Source organism: Agrobacterium sp. 16-172Ci, assembly GCF_053522725.1.
This window is the reverse complement of the sequence record NZ_JBNWBW010000002.1, coordinates 81,992-100,440: the sequence shown is the minus strand read 5'-3', so window position 1 is coordinate 100,440 and position 18,449 is coordinate 81,992. Positions and strand designations below refer to the sequence as shown.

The following is an 18,449-nucleotide window of genomic DNA, read 5'->3' as shown; positions in this document are numbered from 1 at the left end:
TTTTAACGATGACGGAAAAAGCCGTCCCGGCTATAGAAATTCATATGGATACGGATAGAAAGACCCTTCGCCGCGGCTGGACCACGGGCACCTGCGCGGCAGCCGCCACGAAGGCGGCCTGCGCCGCCCTTCTGACCGGCGAGTTTCCTTACCCTGTCGAGGTCGAACTTCCAAGCGGCGCGAGACCGGCATTTTCCCTCGCCACCGAGGAAAAAGGCGAAAACTTCGCGCGCGCCGGCGTCGTCAAGGATGCCGGAGACGATCCGGACGTTACCCACGGTGCCCTGATCGAAAGCACGGTGCGGCGAGGTCAACCGGGACGCGGGATTATCTTCAAGGCCGGAAAGGGCGTCGGCACCATCACCCGGCCGGGCCTGCCCCTGCCGCCGGGAGAACCCGCCATCAACCCCGTGCCGCGCAAGATGATCGAAACCGCCATTCGCGAAGTGGCTGGCGAGGAGGCCGATTTCGAGGTCGAGATTTCCGTCCGCGACGGCGAAAAACTGGCGGAAAAAACCCTGAACGGCAGGCTCGGCATCTTGGGTGGCATTTCCATCCTCGGCACCACCGGCATCGTCATTCCCTTTTCCTGCTCGGCATGGATCCACTCGATCTGGCGCGGCATCGATGTGGCGCGTGCGACCGCATGCACCCATGTGCTTGGCGCTACCGGCAACACCTCCGAAAAAGCCGGGCAGACGCTTTACGATCTGCCGGAAACCGCACTGATCGACATGGGCGATTTCATCGGCGGCATGCTGAAATATCTGCGCAGCCACCCCGTCGAGCGGGTGACGATTGCCGGCGGTGTCGCCAAGATGACCAAGCTCGCCCAGGGCATGCTCGACGTGCACTCCAAAAAGGGGCTGGCCGATCTCGATGCGCTGGCGGCATTGGCGACGGAAGCCGGAGGAGATGAAAATCTCGCCCTTGCCATCCGTCAGGCCAACATGGTCGCACACGCCTTCGAATTGGCCGAAGGCGCGGGGATAGACCTCGGTGCGGTAGTTGCGGAAAAAGCCTGGGTAACCGCAGCGGCGGCGCTGAAGACGCCGGCCATTGCGCTCGATATTCTGGTGTTCGATCGTCAGGGCGCGCTCAAGGGCCGCACCGCCTCCACGCCGTCGCATCAGCCCTTTGCATCTTCCTTCGGAGAGCGGAACCGCCGGACATAGTCGGTGCTATAAAGCGCGCTTTCGCGAAAATCCGTGGAGGCAAGTCCACGCCCGACGAAGATAAGGGCGGTCCGCTCCACCGGTTCGGCGGCGAGCTTGTCCTCAATGTCGAACAGCGTGCCGCGAATGACCCGCTCATCCGGCCAGGAGGCGCGTACGACGATAGCGACCGGGCAATCCGAACCGTAAAGCGGCGTCAGCTCTTCCACCACCTTGCCGATGGCATGAATGGCGAGATGGACGGCAAGCGTCGCGCCCGTCGCACCGAAAGCCTCCAGCGTCTCACCGTCAGGCATCTTCGATGCGCGCCCGGAAATGCGGGTCAGCACAAGGCTCTGCGCCACTTCCGGCACCGTCAGTTCCCGCTGCAAAGTGGCGGCCGCAGCGGCAAAGGAAGGCACGCCGGGCGTGACGGTATAATCGAGACCCAGTCGCTCCAGACGGCGGATCTGCTCGCCCATGGCGCTCCAGACGGAAAGATCGCCGGAATGCAGCCGCGCCACATCCTTGCCGGCCTCTGCTGCGGCCACGAATTCCGCCTCGATCTCGTCAAGCGAAAGTGCTGCCGTATCGACGATGCGGGCGCCTGGAGGGCAATAATCGATGAGCGCCTTCGGAACCAGCGAGCCGGCATAAAGACACACCGGGCAGGCAGCGATTAGATCGCGCCCGCGCACCGTAATGAGATCGGCAGCACCCGGGCCGGCGCCGATGAAATGAACCGTCATTGTTGTTCTCCATGTTCGATGGCGCAGCCGCTATCTCGTGGGGCATCGGCAGTCGTTGCGATGGCCACCGTCACATCGCCAACCACAAGACGCGGCGCGACCAGCCTTGCATTCTCTCCGGCGGCGGCAAGCGCCGCCGCTTCACTGACACTTGGCGAGCCGGCATGATCAAGGCTTGCCTGTGAAAATGTCATTGTTTTCGAAGCAACCGCCTCAAGCCGTTCCTGCGATACGATTTCAAGCGACAGCGACAAGCTCTTCGCCGCCTCCACAAGACCGGCTTCATCGGCCTTGAGCGGCGCAGTCGCCAGGCATTCCGCCATCATGCCCAAAGCATGCTCCGCAGCGCGCACGGCGGCAACAACAGCATCTGAACCCGTGCCTCTGCGACAGCCTATGCCAGCCACGGTCACCATGGCTTGTTCCAACTCCACTGCGTCACCGGCATTGCCGGACGCCAGCCCGACATGGAGCCAACGGCCGTCACTCGCGACACATCCAGGCGGATCATCGATCCGCCGTGCCGCGCGTGGGCGGCAAGCAGCACGGCCTCCATTTCCAGTGTCACCGCATTGGCAACCAGCCGCCCGCCCGGTTTCAGGGCCTCCATGGCACCCTCAAGCACGCCCGCTTCACTGCCGCCGCCACCCATGAAAATAGCATCCGGCTGAGGCAGGCCTTCAAAAGCCGCAGGGGCCGCGCCGATCATGACCTCAAGCGCCGGCACACCGAAAGCTTCGGCATTGCGGGCGATACGCTCCGCCCTTTCCGGGTGTTGCTCTATGGCGATGGCACGGAGCGAGGGATGGGACAGCATCCATTCGATGCCGATCGAACCCGAACCGGCACCGATATCCCACAGCAACTCGCCCCGCCGTGGGGCAAGAGAAGAAAGTGTCACGGCGCGGATTTCACGCTTGGTGATCTGCCCGTCATGTTCGAATAGGCTGTCATCAAGCCCACATGTGAAAGGCAGAATACGCGCACCTTCATCAGCCACGACATCAATCGCCACCACATTCAGTGCATCAATATCAGCAAACGTAAAATCAACCGCCTTGACCTGCCGCCGCTTCTCCCGCTCTCCGCCCAAGGCTTCAAGCAAGACGAATTCCGACTGGCCGAAACCCAAATCGGACAACAATTCCGCGATCAAGGCCGGCGCGTGAGCGTCCGAGGTGAGCGCGATGATCCGCGCACCGGCATGAAGATACGGCCGCAGGAGATCGATGGAACGTCCGTGCAGCGAAACGCAGTCGACCGCTTGCAGCGCCCAACCGAGCCGTGCGGCAGCCAGCGAGAAAGCGGAGGGCGAGGGATAACAAACTGTCTCACCCGCATCGATACGTCGCAGAAGCGTAACACCGACGCCATAAAAGAACGGATCGCCGGAAGCCAGCACACAAACCCGCTTGCCACGCAGCGCTACGACATCGCTTATATCCGTATCGAACGGCACCGGCCAGCGCCGTGCTTCACCTTGGATGGCTGCGGCCGCCAGTTCCAGATGGCGTTTGCCGCCGAAAACCACCTCGGCCGCTTCTATCGCCTCTATCGCATTCCGGCCCAGCCCCTCTAGCCCATCCTCGCCAATGCCGACGATGGAAAGCCAGGGCTTCTCTTTCTTTTCTGTGGAAGCATCGCTCGTTCCAGAATATTCAGAAGTCATGACACGCTCCATACTCATCCTTGGCGGCACGGCGGATGCCCGCATTCTGGCCGGCAGGCTGGCCGAAGAATCCGGCTACCGAATTCTGCTCTCCATGGCCGGTCGCACGCTCTCGCCGGTCGAACAGCCGGTGCCGATGCGCAGCGGCGGTTTTGGCGGCGCGGGCGGTCTCGCGGATTTCATTCGCGCAGAGAATTTCGATATTCTGGTGGACGCCACCCATCCCTATGCGGCGAAGATTTCCGCCAATGCCATTGAGGCCGCAGGGCTTGCCAAAGTTCCGCTGGTCGTCCTTTCGCGTCCTGCCTGGCAGCGCCAGCCGGGTGACAGGTGGCGTGAGGTGAACAGCGTCGAACAGGCTGTCACCGCGCTCGGCAGCGAAGGCAGGCGCGCGTTTCTGGCGCTCGGCCGACAGGAGCTTCTTCCTTTCGAAGCCGCGCCCCAGCACAACTATCTCATCCGCAGCGTCGACCCGGTGGAGCCGCCACTGAAACTGCCGCATGCGCGCTATATTACCGCGCGCGGCCCCTTTGCGCTGGACGACGAAATCCGCATGCTGGAAGAAAACCGCATCGAGACGGTGGTCTCGAAAAACTCCGGCGGCAGCGCGAGCTATGGCAAGATCGAAGCTGCAAGACGGCTTCGCCTGCCGGTCATCATGATCGACCGGCCGCGACAGCGGAACGACGCGCCCCTGGATGGCGCGACCGTGGCGGATATTGCAGCTGCGCTCACCGCCATTCGCCATCAGCTCTCTCTTCTCGAAAAACGCGGCGAATAAACCAGCGGTTCTTTGCCGGAACGTTCGATCAGACGGGTTTCAACCGAGCCGACGATGATGCAGGTGGCCATATCCGCCATATCGCTCGAGGCTTCCGAAAGAGACACGACCCGAATACGCTCATCCGCCCGGCCTGCCGCACGACCAAAAATCACCGGCACTGAACCGGGCAAATGCGCCCTCAACAAATCAAAAGCGGTACCTAGCTGGTGCGGCCGCGACTTGCTGACGGGATTGTAGAAAGCCATCACAAAGCCTGCTTCCGCCGCCGCGATCAGCCGTTTTTCAATGATGCCCCAGGGTTTCAGATTATCCGACAGCGAAATGGCGCAGAAATCATGGCCAAGCGGCGCGCCGGCCTTTGCTGCCACGGCCAGCATGGCAGTCACACCCGGCACGACGGAGAAATCGATATCGCGCCATTCGGCGGGGCCACTTTCGATCGCCTCGCAAACCGCAGCCGCCATGGCGAAAACACCGGGATCGCCGCCTGACACCACACAGACTCTGCCGCCGGAAGCCGCAAGCCGCAGCGCCTGTTCGGCGCGTGAGATTTCCTCACGATTGTCCGAAGCATGGCGGCGTTGATCGGGTCTCAGCGATAGACGGTCGAGATAGGGAATATAGCCAAAGAAATCCTCCGACGCCTCGACGGCGACAAGCGCCTCCGGCGTTACCTGCGCCGCACTGCCGGGGCCGAGGCCGACAACGACCAGCCTGCCGGTCATGGCTTTTCACCTGCAGAGGGTCTGGTTTTCCAGCCCGGTACCAGAACCAGCGAAAAATAGGGGGCAGGCGATGTATCGCGTTCGATGAGCCGCACCGCATGGCTGTTGGCCATTGTGCCACGTTCGACATAAAGCGCGTCTTCAAGCTTACCGGCCTTTTCCAGCGCCCGGCGAATCTTCGGCAGGTTGCGCCCCACCTTCATGATCACCGCGCCATCCGTGCCGGAGAGACGTTCCGTCAGCACATCTTCACCCAGCGTGCCGGGAAGTACGCTCAAAATATCATCGCCTTGCACCAGCGGCAAACCAGCCATGGACCAGCAACCGGACATGGCCGTGATGCCAGCAACGACCTCCGCGGGGTAAGATGGCGCAAGCCGCAGATGAAGGTGCATATAAGAACCATAAAACAGCGGATCGCCTTCCGACAGCACGGCGACGTTGCGCCCGGCTTCGAGATGTACAGCGATGTCCTTCGCCGACTGATCGAAAAAGGCGGCGATGGCATCACGGTAATCGTTGCCGTTTTTATCGCTTTCGACTGTTACCGGATAGACCAGCGGCATTTCCAGCGTTCCGGGCCGGATGAAAGCTTCGACAATACCGCGACCATTGCCGCTGCTGCCTTTCTTGCAGAAGAAGGCAAGCACATCGGCATTTTCAATGGCGCGGACAGCCTTCAGCGTCATAAGCTCGGGATCTCCGGGGCCGGTGCCGACGCCCACGAGTTTACCCTTCGGATGTTCAAAAAGAGCCGCACTCACAGGCCAGCCCTCGCAACGGCATTTATAGCGGCAGCCGTCATGGCCGAACCGCCCATGCGTCCCTTGACGATGGCATAGGGAATGCCAAGCGAACTTGCCTCCAGCGCGTCTTTCGATTCCGCCGCACCGACAAAGCCAACCGGCATGCCGATGATGGCGGCCGGGCGCGGGGCGCCTTTTTCCAGCATCTCGAGCAGATAGAACAGTGCAGTCGGCGCATTGCCAATGGCAACGAGAGCACCATCCAGCTTCTCTGCCCACAGATCGAGTGCGGCGGCGGAGCGGGTGTTGCCGATCTTTTTCGCCAGTTCCGGCGTGCGGGCATCGCGAAGGGTGCAAACCACATCATTATCAGCCGGAAGGCGCGCGCGCGTCACGCCATGGGCAACCATTTCCGCATCGCAGAGAACAGGCTTGCCGGCTCGTAGAGCACCACGTGCAGCGGAAACAAAATCCGGTGAAAAGCGGAAATGGCTGGCCGCCTCCACCTGCCCGCAGGCGTGGATCATGCGAATGGCGATATCCGCCTGCTCTTCGGTAAAGGCGGATAAGTCCGCTTCTTCGCGAATGATGGCGAAGGAGCGCTCATAGATCGCATTACCGTCGCGAATATAGTCATAGTCGGTCATCGGTCATCCTGTCGAAGCGCCGCACCGATCGCCTGTTTGCCCAGCCGGGCAAACAGGGTGGCGGCGTTTTCACCGGGCTTATGTTCTTTTTCGTAAAGACGGGCAAGCCGCGAAAGCGCCGTCCTCTGATGCTGAAAAGGTAAAATGCCATCCGGCAGGTCACCGGCGCGGCCCGAAATCGAAAAGGCCAGACCATCGGCGGTGCCGGAAAAAGTGAGAAGCGACGGCGCGGGGTGCGCGCAACCTTTGCCGCAGCCGGAAATATGCAGCGTGAAGGAGCCATCCAGCAACGAGGCGCATTCCTCAGACGCAAAGGCGGCCAACTCATGGGTGGGAAGAAAAGCCGAAGCGCAGCCCGGCGCGCCGGGACAGGCGGCAATGGAAGAGCGCGCGTCACCTGCCGTCGTGATGAAACCGGCCGCCCTTGCAATCTCAAGCAATCCGCCGCAGGCAGATGACGATCCAAAGAATAGCAGGCTATGGTTTGGTGCTGGCCGCAGGGCCGTGATGCCGAGGGTACCGGCCCGTTCGCAGAGATGCGACAAATCGCAGGCCCGGATTTGCCCGAAAGCAGGCGCGACAGCAATGGCGAAGCGATCCTTTCCCGTCATCATCAGTCCCAGAGGCGCAGAAGCCGCCCTGACGTCATCAACAATCACCCGATCCAGCAGGCGATCACCGCAGATCGCTTTTATCGTCGAATGGTCCAGATCGCGGCCACGGGCAAACGGCCCTTCGCCGGCCAGATAGACGAGCAGCGACAGGACGACACCCGCCGCTATGTCCGTCTCGACCAAGCCGGCATTCAGCGCCCTGTTTTCCTGCCCACCCACGAGCAATCGCCAGACGGCCCGCCCATCAAGCGACACAGCTTTCAGGCGAATATCGGCCAGCAAATCTTCCATGGAGAGGCGCCCGCCGCCATCGATGACGACAGACATTTTAGCGGCAAGCTTTTCGTGGAGAGCGAGCCTGTCGGCCTCTTTTCGAATCTCCGCGGCGAGAGGGCCACCATCAGCAATCTCCGCGTCATCCCGACCGGCGAGAGGCGACGTCTCGACCGCGAGCCCCGCACGCAGCGGCAAATCCAGCGCCAGCACATCTTTTTCCAGAGCGCAGGCGCTTTCCGGCGTCAGGCCGCGAAATTGCAGGCTGCCGCGGGCGGTAATGTCGATCAATCCGTTGCCATGCCGCTCGGCAAGCTGACAAAGCACCACCATGTCGCGCGGGTCGATATCCGCCTCGAAAGCGATCCGCGACAAAAAACCGTCGCCGGTGCGCATAGGAGCGGACAGGGCCGGGCAGAGGCCACGGCGGCCGAATGGCTGAACTGGATCGGCAGCGGCCATCATCACGCCTCCACCCTTTGGGGGCGCGGAAGGACCAGCATTTCAAGTTCCGCATCCACCGCGTTGCGGCGGCTGTGCCACAGCCCGCGACGGCGGGCGGATAAAAAGCGTTCGGCCATCACCTGCGCCGCCTTCGGGTTTTCCCGCAGAATGAAATCACGCACATCCTCATTGCCGAAATAGGCATCGTAAAGCGACTCGATCAACGAGGAGGACACCGCATGGGTGGTTTCGGCAAAGCCGATCAACCGGTCCACCGTCTCGAGGAATTCTGCCGCGCCGCGCGGACCGTGCCGCATCTGACCGGCAATGAAGCGGGGATTAATCGCGCGCGCGCGCACCACCCGCGTCAGCGCCTGCGTCATCGACCTTGCACGCGGGCGCGCCGGATCTGTCGTATCCAGTGCAACAATATCGGCGACGCCGCCAAGCACAGCTTTCGCGGCGGAAAAACCGCCGATGAAGGCGACATCCGAAGAACCGTCCAGAAGGTCGCGGCCCGGATCGTCACCGGTATGAACCAGAAGATCGGCGCGCCTGACCAGCTCCACGAAACCGGTATCTTCGAAAATCTCCAGCCCGTCCGCACCACCGAAAGCGTGGCTCGCCGCATCGAGATAGGCCTGCCCCAACTCCTCGCGTTCGTCCCATTTCCCGCTGGCCAGCTTTTCTTCGATACCGGCACCATAGGTGCCGGGCGCGGAGCCGAAAATGCGCGCCGGAATATGCCCGAGCGTGGCGGCCTCTTCCGCGAGCGGATTGTCGCCCGGCGCTTCCTCCCGCCGCGCGACGGCCTTGGCGGCGGCGTCGAGAAGCGCGATCAGCACCGGGAACATGTCGCGGAACAGGCCGGAAATGCGAAAGGTGACGTCGACACGCGGCCGCCCCAGGCTCGCCGGCGGCAGAACCTCGATGCCGGTGACCCGGCCGGTGGCGGGGTCGTGGATCGGTCTCGCCCCCATCAGATGCAGCGCCTGCGCTACATCCTCACCGCCATTGCGCAGGCTGGCGCTGCCCCACAGATCGAAAACCAGATGTTTCGGCCAGTCGCCATGGGACTGCAGATGATGGCGCAGCACCTCTTCGCCCGCCATGCGGCCCAGCTCGAACGCCGTCGGCGTCGGCATGGTGCGCGGATCGGCGGCATAGAGATTGCGGCCCGTGGGCAGCACATCGAGGCGTCCGCGCGCAGGTGCGCCGGAAGGGCCGGCGACGATATGTCGGCCATCGAGCGCGGCCAGCAGCGCAGCTTTTTCCGATTTGGCGCTTTCAAGCCTCAGAAGGTCGGCCTCACTCTCGGCACTGCGGCCAAAAATATGCTGGCCATCCTTGATGGCGAAATCCTTGAGATCGCAGAGAAAGGCGTCGATGCGTGAGAGGGCCGCATCGGCATCATCCTTCGCAGCCACGCCCGCTTCCGCCGCAAGCCCGGTCTCCAGCGCCTTCTCGACGATCAGTTTCGCCAGCCGGTCACGCCGGCGACGATCCAGACCATCCGCCTGCGCATATTCATCGACCAGCTGCTCCAGCGCCGACTGTTCCGGCGAAAGCCCGGCATTGACCAGCACAGGTGGGACATGGCCGATGGTCACGGCCGCGATCCGTCGCTTGGCGACCGCCGCCTCGCCCGGATTGGAAACGATGAACGGATAGACGACCGGCAGCGAGCCGGTGACGATTTCGGGAAAACAATTGCGGGAAAGCGCCACCGTCTTGCCCGGCAGCCATTCCAGCGTTCCATGCGCGCCAACATGCACGATGGCATGTGCACCCGCAATCCGCTGCATCCATGCACCGAAAGCAACAAGCGCGTGACGCGGCGGCAGGACAGGGTCGTGGTAGTCCGCCCGACGATCCTCATTGCGGCCCCTGTCAGGTGCTAGCGCCACGAACACTTCGCCGAAACGGGCGATGCGTAACCGGAATGCGCCATCGACGAGTGCATCGTCATCGGTTGCCGCGCCCCATGTCGCATTCATGGACCCGGCAGATGCCGACGGCAAGGCGGAGAAAAAAGCCTCGTAGGTGGAAAGATCAATTGCCGCTTCCTGCTGTTCGACACAGTCGAGCAGCGCCCGCGCGGTCTTAGGAATATCCTTGACCGTATAACCGGCCCCGGCAAGATCGTGCAGCATTTCGAGAACGCTTTGCGGCACATCGAGACCGACGGCATAACCGGTTCGCCCAGGTGCCGCACCGGGATAATCGGGCATCAGAATGACGATGCGGCGATCCCGTGGAAGGGCATTCCTCAGCCGCAGGAAAGCGGCGATGCGATTTGCCACCTGCTCGACGCGATCAGCCTCGGGTACATTGAGCAAACTCGCGCCGCCATCCACGCGCGCCTGTTTGAAAGAAATCGCACCGGCGAGAATCCGGCCATCCAGTTCCGGCAGGACGACATGCATGGCAAGATCGGAAGGATTGAGACCCCGCGCGTTTTCCGCCCATCCGTCCCGCCGCGTCGTCGCCATCACCACCTGAAACACCGGCACGCCGAGACGGTCGAACAGCGTTGTGTCATTGTCATCCGTCTGGCTGGCGAAGGCGGTGGCGGCAATGATGGTGGCGGGCTTCAGATCGGGCAGAACCGTTTCGAGAAAACGGATCGCCTCGCCATCCTTCAGACCACTGACAAAAATCGGCAAGGGTGCAAAACCGCGCTGCGAGAGCGCCTCGAAAAGCGCATCCACCGGTGCAGCATCTGCCGCCAGAAGCATGGAACGGTAAAAAAGAATGGGCAGAACGGGCGCACCGGCAGGAAAACCCGCGCAGGCTTCCGTCCTATCCACAACGCCCGTGCCAGGCCGGTAAAAACCGGCTTTCGGCAGCGGTTCGGCTTCAATATCCGGCCATGCCTCGCCCCTTGCAAGAGCGGCGAGACCAAGGGCAAGCCGATCCATATTCTCCTGCCCGCCCTCACGGAAGAAGGAGAGGACCGAGGCCAAAATCCGCCGATCGACGGTCGAGGCCGCTTCCAGTTTCTCGTCCCTTTCGCTGCACTCACCCGGCAAAAGCAGAAGCTTGATGCCGCGCCTGCGCGCAAGAATGGAAAGCTGATCGACACCGTAACGCCAGCGTTCCGCACCACCGAGAATCCGGATAAGAATAACCCTGGCATGTTCTGCCGTCTTTTCGATCCAGAGATCGACCGACATGGGATGTCGAAGCTCGGAGAGGTTGGCGGCTGACACGGAGGGGAGCGCAACCTGTGTTCGCCGCCAGGCCTGTTCCAAGCCGGCCAGATCGCTTGCCGAAAAAGACAGCACCACCACATCCGACCGGGGCTGGTTGAGATCAACCGGCTCGATCAGGTCGTCCAGAGACGAGGATGTGGTGGCGAGGATGTGCATCGTCAGGCGGCCAGCATCTGTTCGATCTTTTCGCGGTTGATGCCCTTTTCCCCGATGACGACGAGGCGGCTGCGGCGTTCCTCACCCGCGGCCCAGGGCCGGTCGTAATAATGGTTGACGCGACTGCCGACAGCCTGCACCTGCAGCCGCATCGGCTTTGCGGAAACCTCGATGAAGCCCTTGATGCGCAGGACATTTTCCGCAGCAGCCGTCTCGGCGATACGGGCTGCCAGCGCGTCCGGATCGGTCACGGCCGGCAGATCGATGACGAAGCTGTCGAAATCGTCATGCTCGTGGTCGAGTTCACCGTCATGGTGGGTACGGCGGTTTTCGATGTCCTCTTCCACCGCAAGGCCAAGACCGATCAGCACGGCGGGGTCGATGGCGCCATTGGAAGCCACGACGATCTTTGCCGCCTTCGGCAGATGTTCGAGAACATGCGCCTTGGCCTTGTTGAGGCCGGCATCGTCAAGAAGATCGGCCTTGGTCAGCACGATAAGATCGGCGCAGGCGACCTGATCCTCGAAAACCTCTTCGACCGGGTCATCGTGATCGAGCGCCTCGTCATTGGCCCGTTGGGCCGCGAGTGCTTCCATGTCGTGCGCCACCTGCCCTTCAGCAAGGGCGGCGCCATCCACCACGGCCACGACGGCGTCCACCGTCACCCGGCTCTTGATCGCCGGCCACTGGAAGGCCAGCACCAGCGGCTTCGGCAGGGCGAGGCCCGAGGTTTCGATGAGGATATGCTCCACCTTCGGCTGACGGCTCAGAATCTGTTCGATGGCGGGCTGGAAATCATCCGCCACCGTGCAGCAGATGCAGCCATTGGCCAGTTCGACGATGTTTTCTTCCGGGCAGCTTTCAATACCGCAACCTTTGAGAATCTCGCCATCGATGCCGATATCGCCGAATTCGTTGACGATGATCGCCAGCCGCTTGCCGTCCAGCTTTTCGAGAAGGCCGCGCAGCAGCGTGGTTTTGCCAGCCCCCAGAAAGCCGGTGACGATGGTGCAGGGAACGCGGTCCAGAAGGGTGCTCATGATCTCTCCTCGGTAAAATCGAATGGGGGAATGCGCGCCACCATGCCGCGCTTTAGGGGTTCGGGGCGGCCGCGCCAGGGCATCAGGCCGTCGGGGGCGGCAGCCAGCAGCCGTGCGCCGGTCAGCAAATCTTCCGCGTCACCGGTCGTCAGCCCGCCGAAGACATAGGACCAGCCATTGGCGCTGCGCAGCACGGCACTAAGCCCGCGCTTGCAATTGGCGAGGCAGTTGACGGAACGAACGGTGACGCCCGTTTCCTCCGCTTTTGCGAGGACGGCATCGGCGAAACGCGAACCGGGGCGCGGTTCGGCATTGGGATCGGCTTCATCGCGACAGCTTCTGCAAACGAAGACGGTCACGCCGGACGCCGTTTCGTCCTGCGTGTTTCCGCCTGCACATGAAGATGTTGCTGAAATATCCAAACCGTATCGCTTCCCGCGCCTTGCAAAAAATCTCGGGGGTGCGGATGTCGAATACGGTATGCGGACAGGCGCAAACCGGATGTTCGATCTAACCGACTGACCGGAGCACCCCGCCCGGCAGACGTTTTTCCTGAAACGGCAGGTCTCCTGGCTCGCGGCTTTACACCCTGACACCGCCTTCCCGAACCCGTTGAGGTGTCCAGTGGCTTTACGGTGCGGGCTTACCGCTTACAGTTGCGGGGGCAGCCACGGAATGACCCGGTAGTCGGGCTGGAACCGTGTTCCCTCTTAGCTTTTCCCGTTGCCGGGAAAAGACCGTCAGTTCGTTACCCTTAGGCTGAACGGGCGTGGGGGTCAATGCCGCGGCCCTGTGGCCCGCACATTGCCGGGTGCGGCAAATTGGGTATAGTCGCCGCTCCGAATGGCGGGGGCACCGGGTCCCGCGCCGCTGGATGAAAAGGAAAACGCGATGACACGCGACATCAGCGACAGCGAAGCCGAACGTCACCGGCAGAAAATGGTCAACCGCAAGACGGTGCAGGACGCCGAAGTTGCGGAAAAGACCATCGAAAAAGGTCTGCTGATGATCAATACCGGTCCCGGCAAGGGCAAATCCACCGCCGCATTCGGCCTTGCCCTGCGCATGCTCGGCACCGGGCGGCGGGTCGGCGTCGTTCAATTCATCAAGGGCGCATGGTCGACGGGAGAACAGCAGGCGCTGACTTTGTTCGGCGACAGGGTCGTGTGGCGCACCATGGGCGAGGGGTTCACCTGGGACACGCAGGATTTGAAACGCGACATCTCAGCGGCGGCAAAGGCCTGGGAAGAAGCCAAAATCCTGATGGCCGACGAGACCATCGGCCTGCTGATCCTCGATGAGCTGAACATCGCACTCCGTTACGATTACCTGCCGCTGGAGGACGTGGTCGAAACGCTTTCCAGCCGCAGGCCCGATCTGCATGTCATCGTCACCGGCCGCAATGCCAAGCAACCGCTCATCGACGCGGCCGATATGGTGACGGAAATGACCCTCGTGAAACATCACTTCAAGGCGGGCGTAAAGGCGCAGGCAGGGATAGAATTCTGATATGGCTGCACGCGTGCTGATGTTTCAGGGAACCGGCTCGGATGTCGGCAAATCGCTGATGGTTGCCGGCCTTGCCCGCGCCTTCGTCAGGCGCGGCCTGTCCGTCATGCCGTTCAAACCGCAGAACATGTCGAACAATGCGGCGGTGACCGCCGATGGCGGCGAGATTGGCCGCGCGCAGGCGCTGCAGGCTCGCGCAGCGGGCGTGCCGCTTTCCGTGCATATGAACCCGGTGCTCCTGAAGCCACAGAGCGAGACCGGCGCCCAGGTGGTGGTGCAGGGCAAGATCGCCGGCAATGCCAAAGCGGCCGATTATCAGCACATGAAGGCCGGGCTGATGCCGCGTGTGCTCGAAAGCTTCAACCGCCTGAAACAACAGGCCGATCTGGTGCTGGTGGAAGGCGCGGGCAGCGCTTCCGAAATCAACCTGCGTGCCAATGACATCGCCAATATGGGTTTTGCCAGAGCTGCGGACGCGCCTGTGATACTGATCGGCGATATCGACCGGGGCGGCGTCATCGCCAGCCTTGTCGGCACGAAAGCCGTACTCGAAGCTGAAGACGCGGCGATGATCGAAGGTTTTATCGTCAATCGCTTTCGCGGGGATCCGGCCCTGTTTTCAGACGGCATGCGAATAATTGCGGAAAAAACCGGCTGGGCCTCTATCGGGCTCCTGCCGCATTTTTCCGATGCCGCGAAGCTGCCGGCTGAAGATGCTCTCGGGCTTTCCGGCCCGGCTGAACGGAAACCTGGCGCGAAGATCCGCATCGCCGTACCGATCCTGCCGCATATTTCCAATTTCGATGATCTCGATCCGCTGGACATGGAACCGGATGTCGAACTGATCCGCGTGCGGCCGGGCGAAACCATTCCCGCCGACTGCCGGCTGGTGCTGCTTTGCGGCTCGAAAGCCACCATCGCCGATCTTGCCGTGCTGAAAAATACGGGGCTCGACATTGATATCAAGGCGCATGTGAGACGCGGCGGCCATGTTCTGGGCCTCTGCGGCGGCTACCAGATGCTTGGAAAAACCGTTGCCGATCCCGAAGGCATCGAAGGACCGCCGGCAACAGTCGACGGGCTCGGCCTGCTGGATGTCGACACTGTTCTGACGGGCAACAAAAGGCTGGTTTCCGTTACAGGGAGAAGTTTCGACGGAATTGATTTATCCGGCTATGAAATGCATGTCGGTGAAACCACGAGCGGAACCGACAGCCTGCCGTTTTCAAAAATTGATGGGCATGAAGACGGCGCTGTGTCGCCTGACGGCCGCATCTTCGGCACTTATATTCACGGCCTGTTTTCAGATGACCGCCAACGCAGCGCGTGGCTTGAGCGGCTTGGCGGACAGAACACGGAACTGAACTACGATGGACAGGTGGACGCCGTTCTTGATCGCCTCGCAGCGCATATGGAACAGCACCTCGATCTCGACCGTCTGCTTGCTATAGCGCGATAAGGATCGCCAGAAGTCCCAGCAGGCCGATCAACAACAGGTCGGCAACCCGCGCAAGCCCCAGCGCCGTGCGAATATCGCCGGCGACCAGCGCCGACCTGCCGCCTTCGCCCATGAAACGCGCCTCGATCATCTGCCCGCCATAGGAGCGCGGCCCTGCGAGCGCAAAGCCGAGAGCGCCGGCCAGCGCCGCCTCCGGCCAGCCGGCATTGGGAGAACGGTGATGATGGGCATCGCGACGTATCGCGGCAATGGCCCCGCCGGGTGATGCACCCTTAACAAAAAACGCGGCAACCACGAAAAGACCGCCGCTCAGCCGTGAGGCCGGCAGATTGACCAGATCGTCCAGCCGGGCGGAGGCCCAGCCGAAGGCCTCATGGCGGGGTGAGCGATGACCGATCATGCTGTCGGCCGTATTGATCGCCTTGTAAGCCGCACCGCCCGGCAGCCCCAGGAGACCGAGCCAGAAGGCGGGCGCAACGATGCCGTCGGAAAAATTCTCTGCCAGACTTTCGATGGCCGCCCTGCAGATTGCCGCCTCGTCCAGCTTTTGCGGATCGCGCCCGACGATCATCGATACCGCCTTACGGCCACCTTCCACACCCTCGCGTTCCAGCGCAGTGGCGACAGCCTCCACATGCTGCTCGAGACTTTTCTGCGCCGGGAGCGAAGCGCCAAGCACGGCGACCAGCAAAAGGCCGAAGGGCAGGAAAAGCAGAACGGATTGCACTAACCATGCGACAAACAGCGTGAGCCCGACAAAAACAACGAGGGCCGCCACCCCTGCCCCCTTGCGCTGTGAAAATGACGCGCTCTCCCGGTTCCATTTTTTGTCCAGCAGCGCGATAAGCGAACCGATCCAGGTGACGGGATGGCCGATGCGTTTGAACAGCCAGTCCGGATAGCCGGTCAGGCGTTCGATGACGAGCGACAGGAAAGCGAGAGCAAAGAACATGGGCGAGACAGTACCAGAAAAGGCGAAAGCTGCGATCCGTCACGGCGGCAATCTCGGCAGGGCGCGTCTGCTGTTTCCTGAAGCGCCGGAACCATGGATCGACCTTTCGACCGGGATCAATCCGCACTCCTATCCTCATTCGCCGATCCCCGCCAGCGCATTCGCCCGCCTGCCGGAACCGGACGCCGCCGAAGAATTGAAACATCTGGCCGCAACCCATTTCCGTGCGCCCTCCGCCCGGCTTGTGGCGCTTTCTCCCGGCACCCAGATGCTGATGCCATTGCTGGCCCAGATCGCTATCGCCCGCGGGGCCAAGAGCGGCGCAGTACTTTCACCAGCCTACGCGGAACATGCCCGGACCGCACGCTTGGCCGGACTGGCTATGACCGAGGTGGAAAACATCGAGGCGATGTCGGCTCACGACTATGCCGTGGTGGTCAATCCCAATAATCCCGATGGTCGCATCACGGATCGCGCCACATTGTTGTCGCTGGCCGACGCCATGCGCCGCAAGGGCGGACTGCTCGTCGTGGACGAAGCATTCATAGAGACGGGACTTGCCGAAAGCCTCGCAGATGCCGCCGGTCAGGAGGCGCTGGTGGTCCTGCGCTCCTTCGGCAAGTTTTACGGCATGGCGGGCGTTCGGCTGGGTTTCGCGATTGCGCAGCCCGATATCGCTGCTGAACTTGAGGCAAGGCTCGGCCCCTGGGCGGTTTCCGGCCCGGCGCTGCACATCGCGGTGCAGGCTCTGGCGGATGGGAAATGGCAATCATCCATGCGTCTGCACCTTGCCGAAGACGCCCGGCGCATGAACGCCATGCTGGAGAAAGCGGGGCTGGCAATTGCCGGTGGCACAACGCTGTTTACTCTGGTGCGGGATACACGCGCCGCAGACCTGTTCAGCCATCTTGGCCGACACGGTATTCTGGTCCGCATTTTTGATGAAAGGCCGAACGACATGCGTTTCGGCCTTCCCGGTAGCGAAACGGAGTGGCAGCGGCTCGAGGAGGCGCTGTCATCCTTTGACTATTCCTCGAAGGTATAGGTCTCAATCGACTCCGGCTTCATTTCGATGGAGAAGCCCGGCAGTTTCGGCGGCATGTAAGCGGCATTTCTGATATCGCAGGGCTCGATGAAATGCTCGTGCAGGTGGTCGACATATTCGATCACGCGGCCTTCCTTCGTGCCTGATACGACCAGATAGTCGATCATCGACAGATGCTGCACATATTCGCAAAGGCCGACGCCGCCGGCATGCGGCCACACCGGCAGGCCGTATTTCGCGGCGATCAGCAGCACCGCCAGCACCTCGTTCAGCCCACCCATGCGGCAGCTGTCGATCTGCACCACATCGATGGCGCCCTCGGCGATGAACTGCTTGAACATGATGCGGTTCTGGCACATTTCACCGGTCGCCACCTTAACGGACCCGATGGCCGCACGGATCTTGCGATGACCGGCAATGTCGTCCGGGCTGGTCGGCTCCTCGATGAAGAATGGCTTGGCGAAGGCGAGCTTCTTCACCCAGTCGATTGCCTGATCCACTTCCCATACCTGGTTGGCGTCGATCATCAGGTAACGGTCGGGACCGATCACCTCACGGGCAATGGTGAGGCGGCGGATGTCGTCTTCCAGATCGCGGCCAACCTTCATCTTCACATGGTTGAATCCGGCATCGATGGCTTCCTGGCAAAGGCGGCGCAGCTTGGCGTCGTCATAACCGAGCCAGCCGGCAGAGGTCGTGTAGCAGGCATAACCTTCGCTCTTCAGCGTCTCGATACGTTCCTTCTTGCCGCTTTCGGCTTTTTTGAGGATCGCAAGCGCATCGTCCCGGGTCAGCACGTCAGTCAGATAACGATAGTCGACGATATCGGCGATTTCTTCCGGGCTCATATCGGCAACGAGCTGCCAGACCGGCTTGCCCGCCTTCTTGGCCAACAAATCCCACACGGCATTGACGACGGCGCCGGTTGCGAGATGCATCGCACCCTTGTCCGGCCCGATCCAGCGCAGCTGGCTGTCGCTGGTCAGATGCCGCCAATATTTGCCGGGGTGCTCGGTGACGGTGGCAAGATCGGTGCCAACGACCAGATGACGCATCGCTTCGATGGCCATGCAGCAGATGTCGTTACCGCGGCCGATGGTGAAGGTCAGCCCGTGGCCTTTGAGACCCGGCTCATCGGTATCGAGAATGACATAAGCCGCCGAATAATCCGGGTCGGGGTTCATCGCATCCGAACCGTCGAGGCTCTGAGAGGTCGGAAAACGCAGGTCGAAAACACGCAGATCAGTAATTTTGGTCATGGCCGTTCA

Annotated in this window: 17 protein-coding genes and 1 riboswitch; of the genes, 5 read left to right on the top strand and 12 right to left on the bottom strand. The window is 61.9% G+C overall.

The window, feature by feature from the left end:
* Window positions 1–44: 44 nt before the first annotated feature.
* Window positions 45–1,175: a cobalt-precorrin-5B (C(1))-methyltransferase gene (locus tag ACQZ40_RS03495; protein WP_448747410.1), complete on the top strand. Its 1,131-nt coding sequence runs from the start codon at window positions 45–47 to the stop codon at window positions 1,173–1,175.
* Here the strand turns inward: ACQZ40_RS03495 and cobM are convergent.
* Genes cobM through cbiE form a run of 3 tightly spaced genes read right to left on the bottom strand, consistent with a single transcriptional unit; the run spans window position 1,130 to window position 3,572 of the window.
* Window positions 1,130–1,903, bottom strand: a complete 774-nt coding sequence (gene cobM, locus ACQZ40_RS03490) for a precorrin-4 C(11)-methyltransferase (protein WP_448747409.1) — start codon at window positions 1,901–1,903, stop codon at window positions 1,130–1,132. The genes ACQZ40_RS03495 and cobM overlap by 46 nt on opposite strands.
* Entirely contained in the window at window positions 1,900–2,319 is a 420-nt protein-coding gene (locus tag ACQZ40_RS03485) for a cobalamin biosynthesis protein (protein WP_065656856.1), read from the bottom strand. Before ACQZ40_RS03485 ends, cobM begins: the two co-directional genes overlap by 4 nt.
* Window positions 2,313–3,572, bottom strand: coding sequence for a precorrin-6y C5,15-methyltransferase (decarboxylating) subunit CbiE (gene cbiE, locus ACQZ40_RS03480; RefSeq protein WP_448747408.1), 1,260 nt, complete (start codon window positions 3,570–3,572; stop codon window positions 2,313–2,315). Before cbiE ends, ACQZ40_RS03485 begins: the two co-directional genes overlap by 7 nt.
* Here cbiE and ACQZ40_RS03475 point away from each other — a divergent pair.
* Window positions 3,571–4,353 carry a cobalt-precorrin-6A reductase gene (locus tag ACQZ40_RS03475; protein ID WP_448747407.1) on the top strand — a complete coding sequence of 261 codons (783 nt, stop codon included), beginning with the start codon at window positions 3,571–3,573 and terminating at the stop codon, window positions 4,351–4,353. The two genes, cbiE and ACQZ40_RS03475, sit on opposite strands and share 2 nt — an antisense overlap.
* On the opposite strand, the gene ACQZ40_RS03470 is transcribed toward ACQZ40_RS03475, so the two are convergent.
* From ACQZ40_RS03470 to ACQZ40_RS03440, 7 genes are read right to left on the bottom strand one after another with little or no spacing between them, the layout of a single operon-like run.
* Window positions 4,320–5,081: a precorrin-3B C(17)-methyltransferase gene (locus ACQZ40_RS03470; protein WP_448747406.1), complete on the bottom strand. Its 762-nt coding sequence runs from the start codon at window positions 5,079–5,081 to the stop codon at window positions 4,320–4,322. The two genes, ACQZ40_RS03475 and ACQZ40_RS03470, sit on opposite strands and share 34 nt — an antisense overlap.
* On the bottom strand, window positions 5,078–5,845 hold the full coding sequence (locus tag ACQZ40_RS03465) for a precorrin-2 C(20)-methyltransferase (RefSeq protein WP_448747405.1): 768 nt from the start codon (window positions 5,843–5,845) through the stop codon (window positions 5,078–5,080). Before ACQZ40_RS03465 ends, ACQZ40_RS03470 begins: the two co-directional genes overlap by 4 nt.
* On the bottom strand, window positions 5,842–6,474 hold the full coding sequence (locus tag ACQZ40_RS03460; RefSeq protein WP_448747404.1) for a precorrin-8X methylmutase: 633 nt from the start codon (window positions 6,472–6,474) through the stop codon (window positions 5,842–5,844). The genes ACQZ40_RS03465 and ACQZ40_RS03460 overlap by 4 nt, the downstream gene beginning before the upstream one ends.
* The gene (gene cobG / locus ACQZ40_RS03455) at window positions 6,471–7,826 is read right to left on the bottom strand and encodes a precorrin-3B synthase (RefSeq protein ID WP_448747403.1); all 1,356 of its coding nucleotides are present in this window, start codon (window positions 7,824–7,826) and stop codon (window positions 6,471–6,473) included. The genes ACQZ40_RS03460 and cobG overlap by 4 nt, the downstream gene beginning before the upstream one ends.
* Window positions 7,826–11,176: a cobaltochelatase subunit CobN gene (gene cobN, locus ACQZ40_RS03450; protein ID WP_448747402.1), complete on the bottom strand. Its 3,351-nt coding sequence runs from the start codon at window positions 11,174–11,176 to the stop codon at window positions 7,826–7,828. The genes cobG and cobN overlap by 1 nt, the downstream gene beginning before the upstream one ends.
* Before the next feature lie 2 nt (window positions 11,177–11,178).
* Window positions 11,179–12,216, bottom strand: coding sequence for a cobalamin biosynthesis protein CobW (gene cobW, locus ACQZ40_RS03445; RefSeq protein ID WP_448747401.1), 1,038 nt, complete (start codon window positions 12,214–12,216; stop codon window positions 11,179–11,181).
* Entirely contained in the window at window positions 12,213–12,638 is a 426-nt protein-coding gene (locus ACQZ40_RS03440) for a DUF1636 family protein (RefSeq protein WP_078052285.1), read from the bottom strand. The genes cobW and ACQZ40_RS03440 overlap by 4 nt, the downstream gene beginning before the upstream one ends.
* A gap of 120 nt (window positions 12,639–12,758) precedes the next feature.
* Window positions 12,759–12,973, bottom strand: a riboswitch (cobalamin riboswitch).
* A 134-nt stretch (window positions 12,974–13,107) separates the two neighbouring features.
* Between ACQZ40_RS03440 and cobO the strand changes: the two genes are divergently transcribed.
* The gene (gene cobO, locus ACQZ40_RS03435; RefSeq protein ID WP_271045582.1) at window positions 13,108–13,725 is read left to right on the top strand and encodes a cob(I)yrinic acid a,c-diamide adenosyltransferase; all 618 of its coding nucleotides are present in this window, start codon (window positions 13,108–13,110) and stop codon (window positions 13,723–13,725) included.
* A 1-nt stretch (window position 13,726) separates the two neighbouring features.
* The gene (locus tag ACQZ40_RS03430; RefSeq protein WP_271045583.1) at window positions 13,727–15,184 is read left to right on the top strand and encodes a cobyric acid synthase; all 1,458 of its coding nucleotides are present in this window, start codon (window positions 13,727–13,729) and stop codon (window positions 15,182–15,184) included.
* On the opposite strand, the gene cbiB is transcribed toward ACQZ40_RS03430, so the two are convergent.
* The gene (gene cbiB, locus ACQZ40_RS03425) at window positions 15,171–16,136 is read right to left on the bottom strand and encodes an adenosylcobinamide-phosphate synthase CbiB (protein ID WP_271045584.1); all 966 of its coding nucleotides are present in this window, start codon (window positions 16,134–16,136) and stop codon (window positions 15,171–15,173) included. The two genes, ACQZ40_RS03430 and cbiB, sit on opposite strands and share 14 nt — an antisense overlap.
* Here cbiB and cobD point away from each other — a divergent pair.
* Window positions 16,135–17,181, top strand: a complete 1,047-nt coding sequence (gene cobD / locus ACQZ40_RS03420; RefSeq protein WP_271045585.1) for a threonine-phosphate decarboxylase CobD — start codon at window positions 16,135–16,137, stop codon at window positions 17,179–17,181. The two genes, cbiB and cobD, sit on opposite strands and share 2 nt — an antisense overlap.
* On the opposite strand, the gene ACQZ40_RS03415 is transcribed toward cobD, so the two are convergent.
* The gene (locus ACQZ40_RS03415; protein ID WP_271045586.1) at window positions 17,163–18,440 is read right to left on the bottom strand and encodes an L-fuconate dehydratase; all 1,278 of its coding nucleotides are present in this window, start codon (window positions 18,438–18,440) and stop codon (window positions 17,163–17,165) included. The two genes, cobD and ACQZ40_RS03415, sit on opposite strands and share 19 nt — an antisense overlap.
* Window positions 18,441–18,449 lie beyond the last annotated feature (9 nt).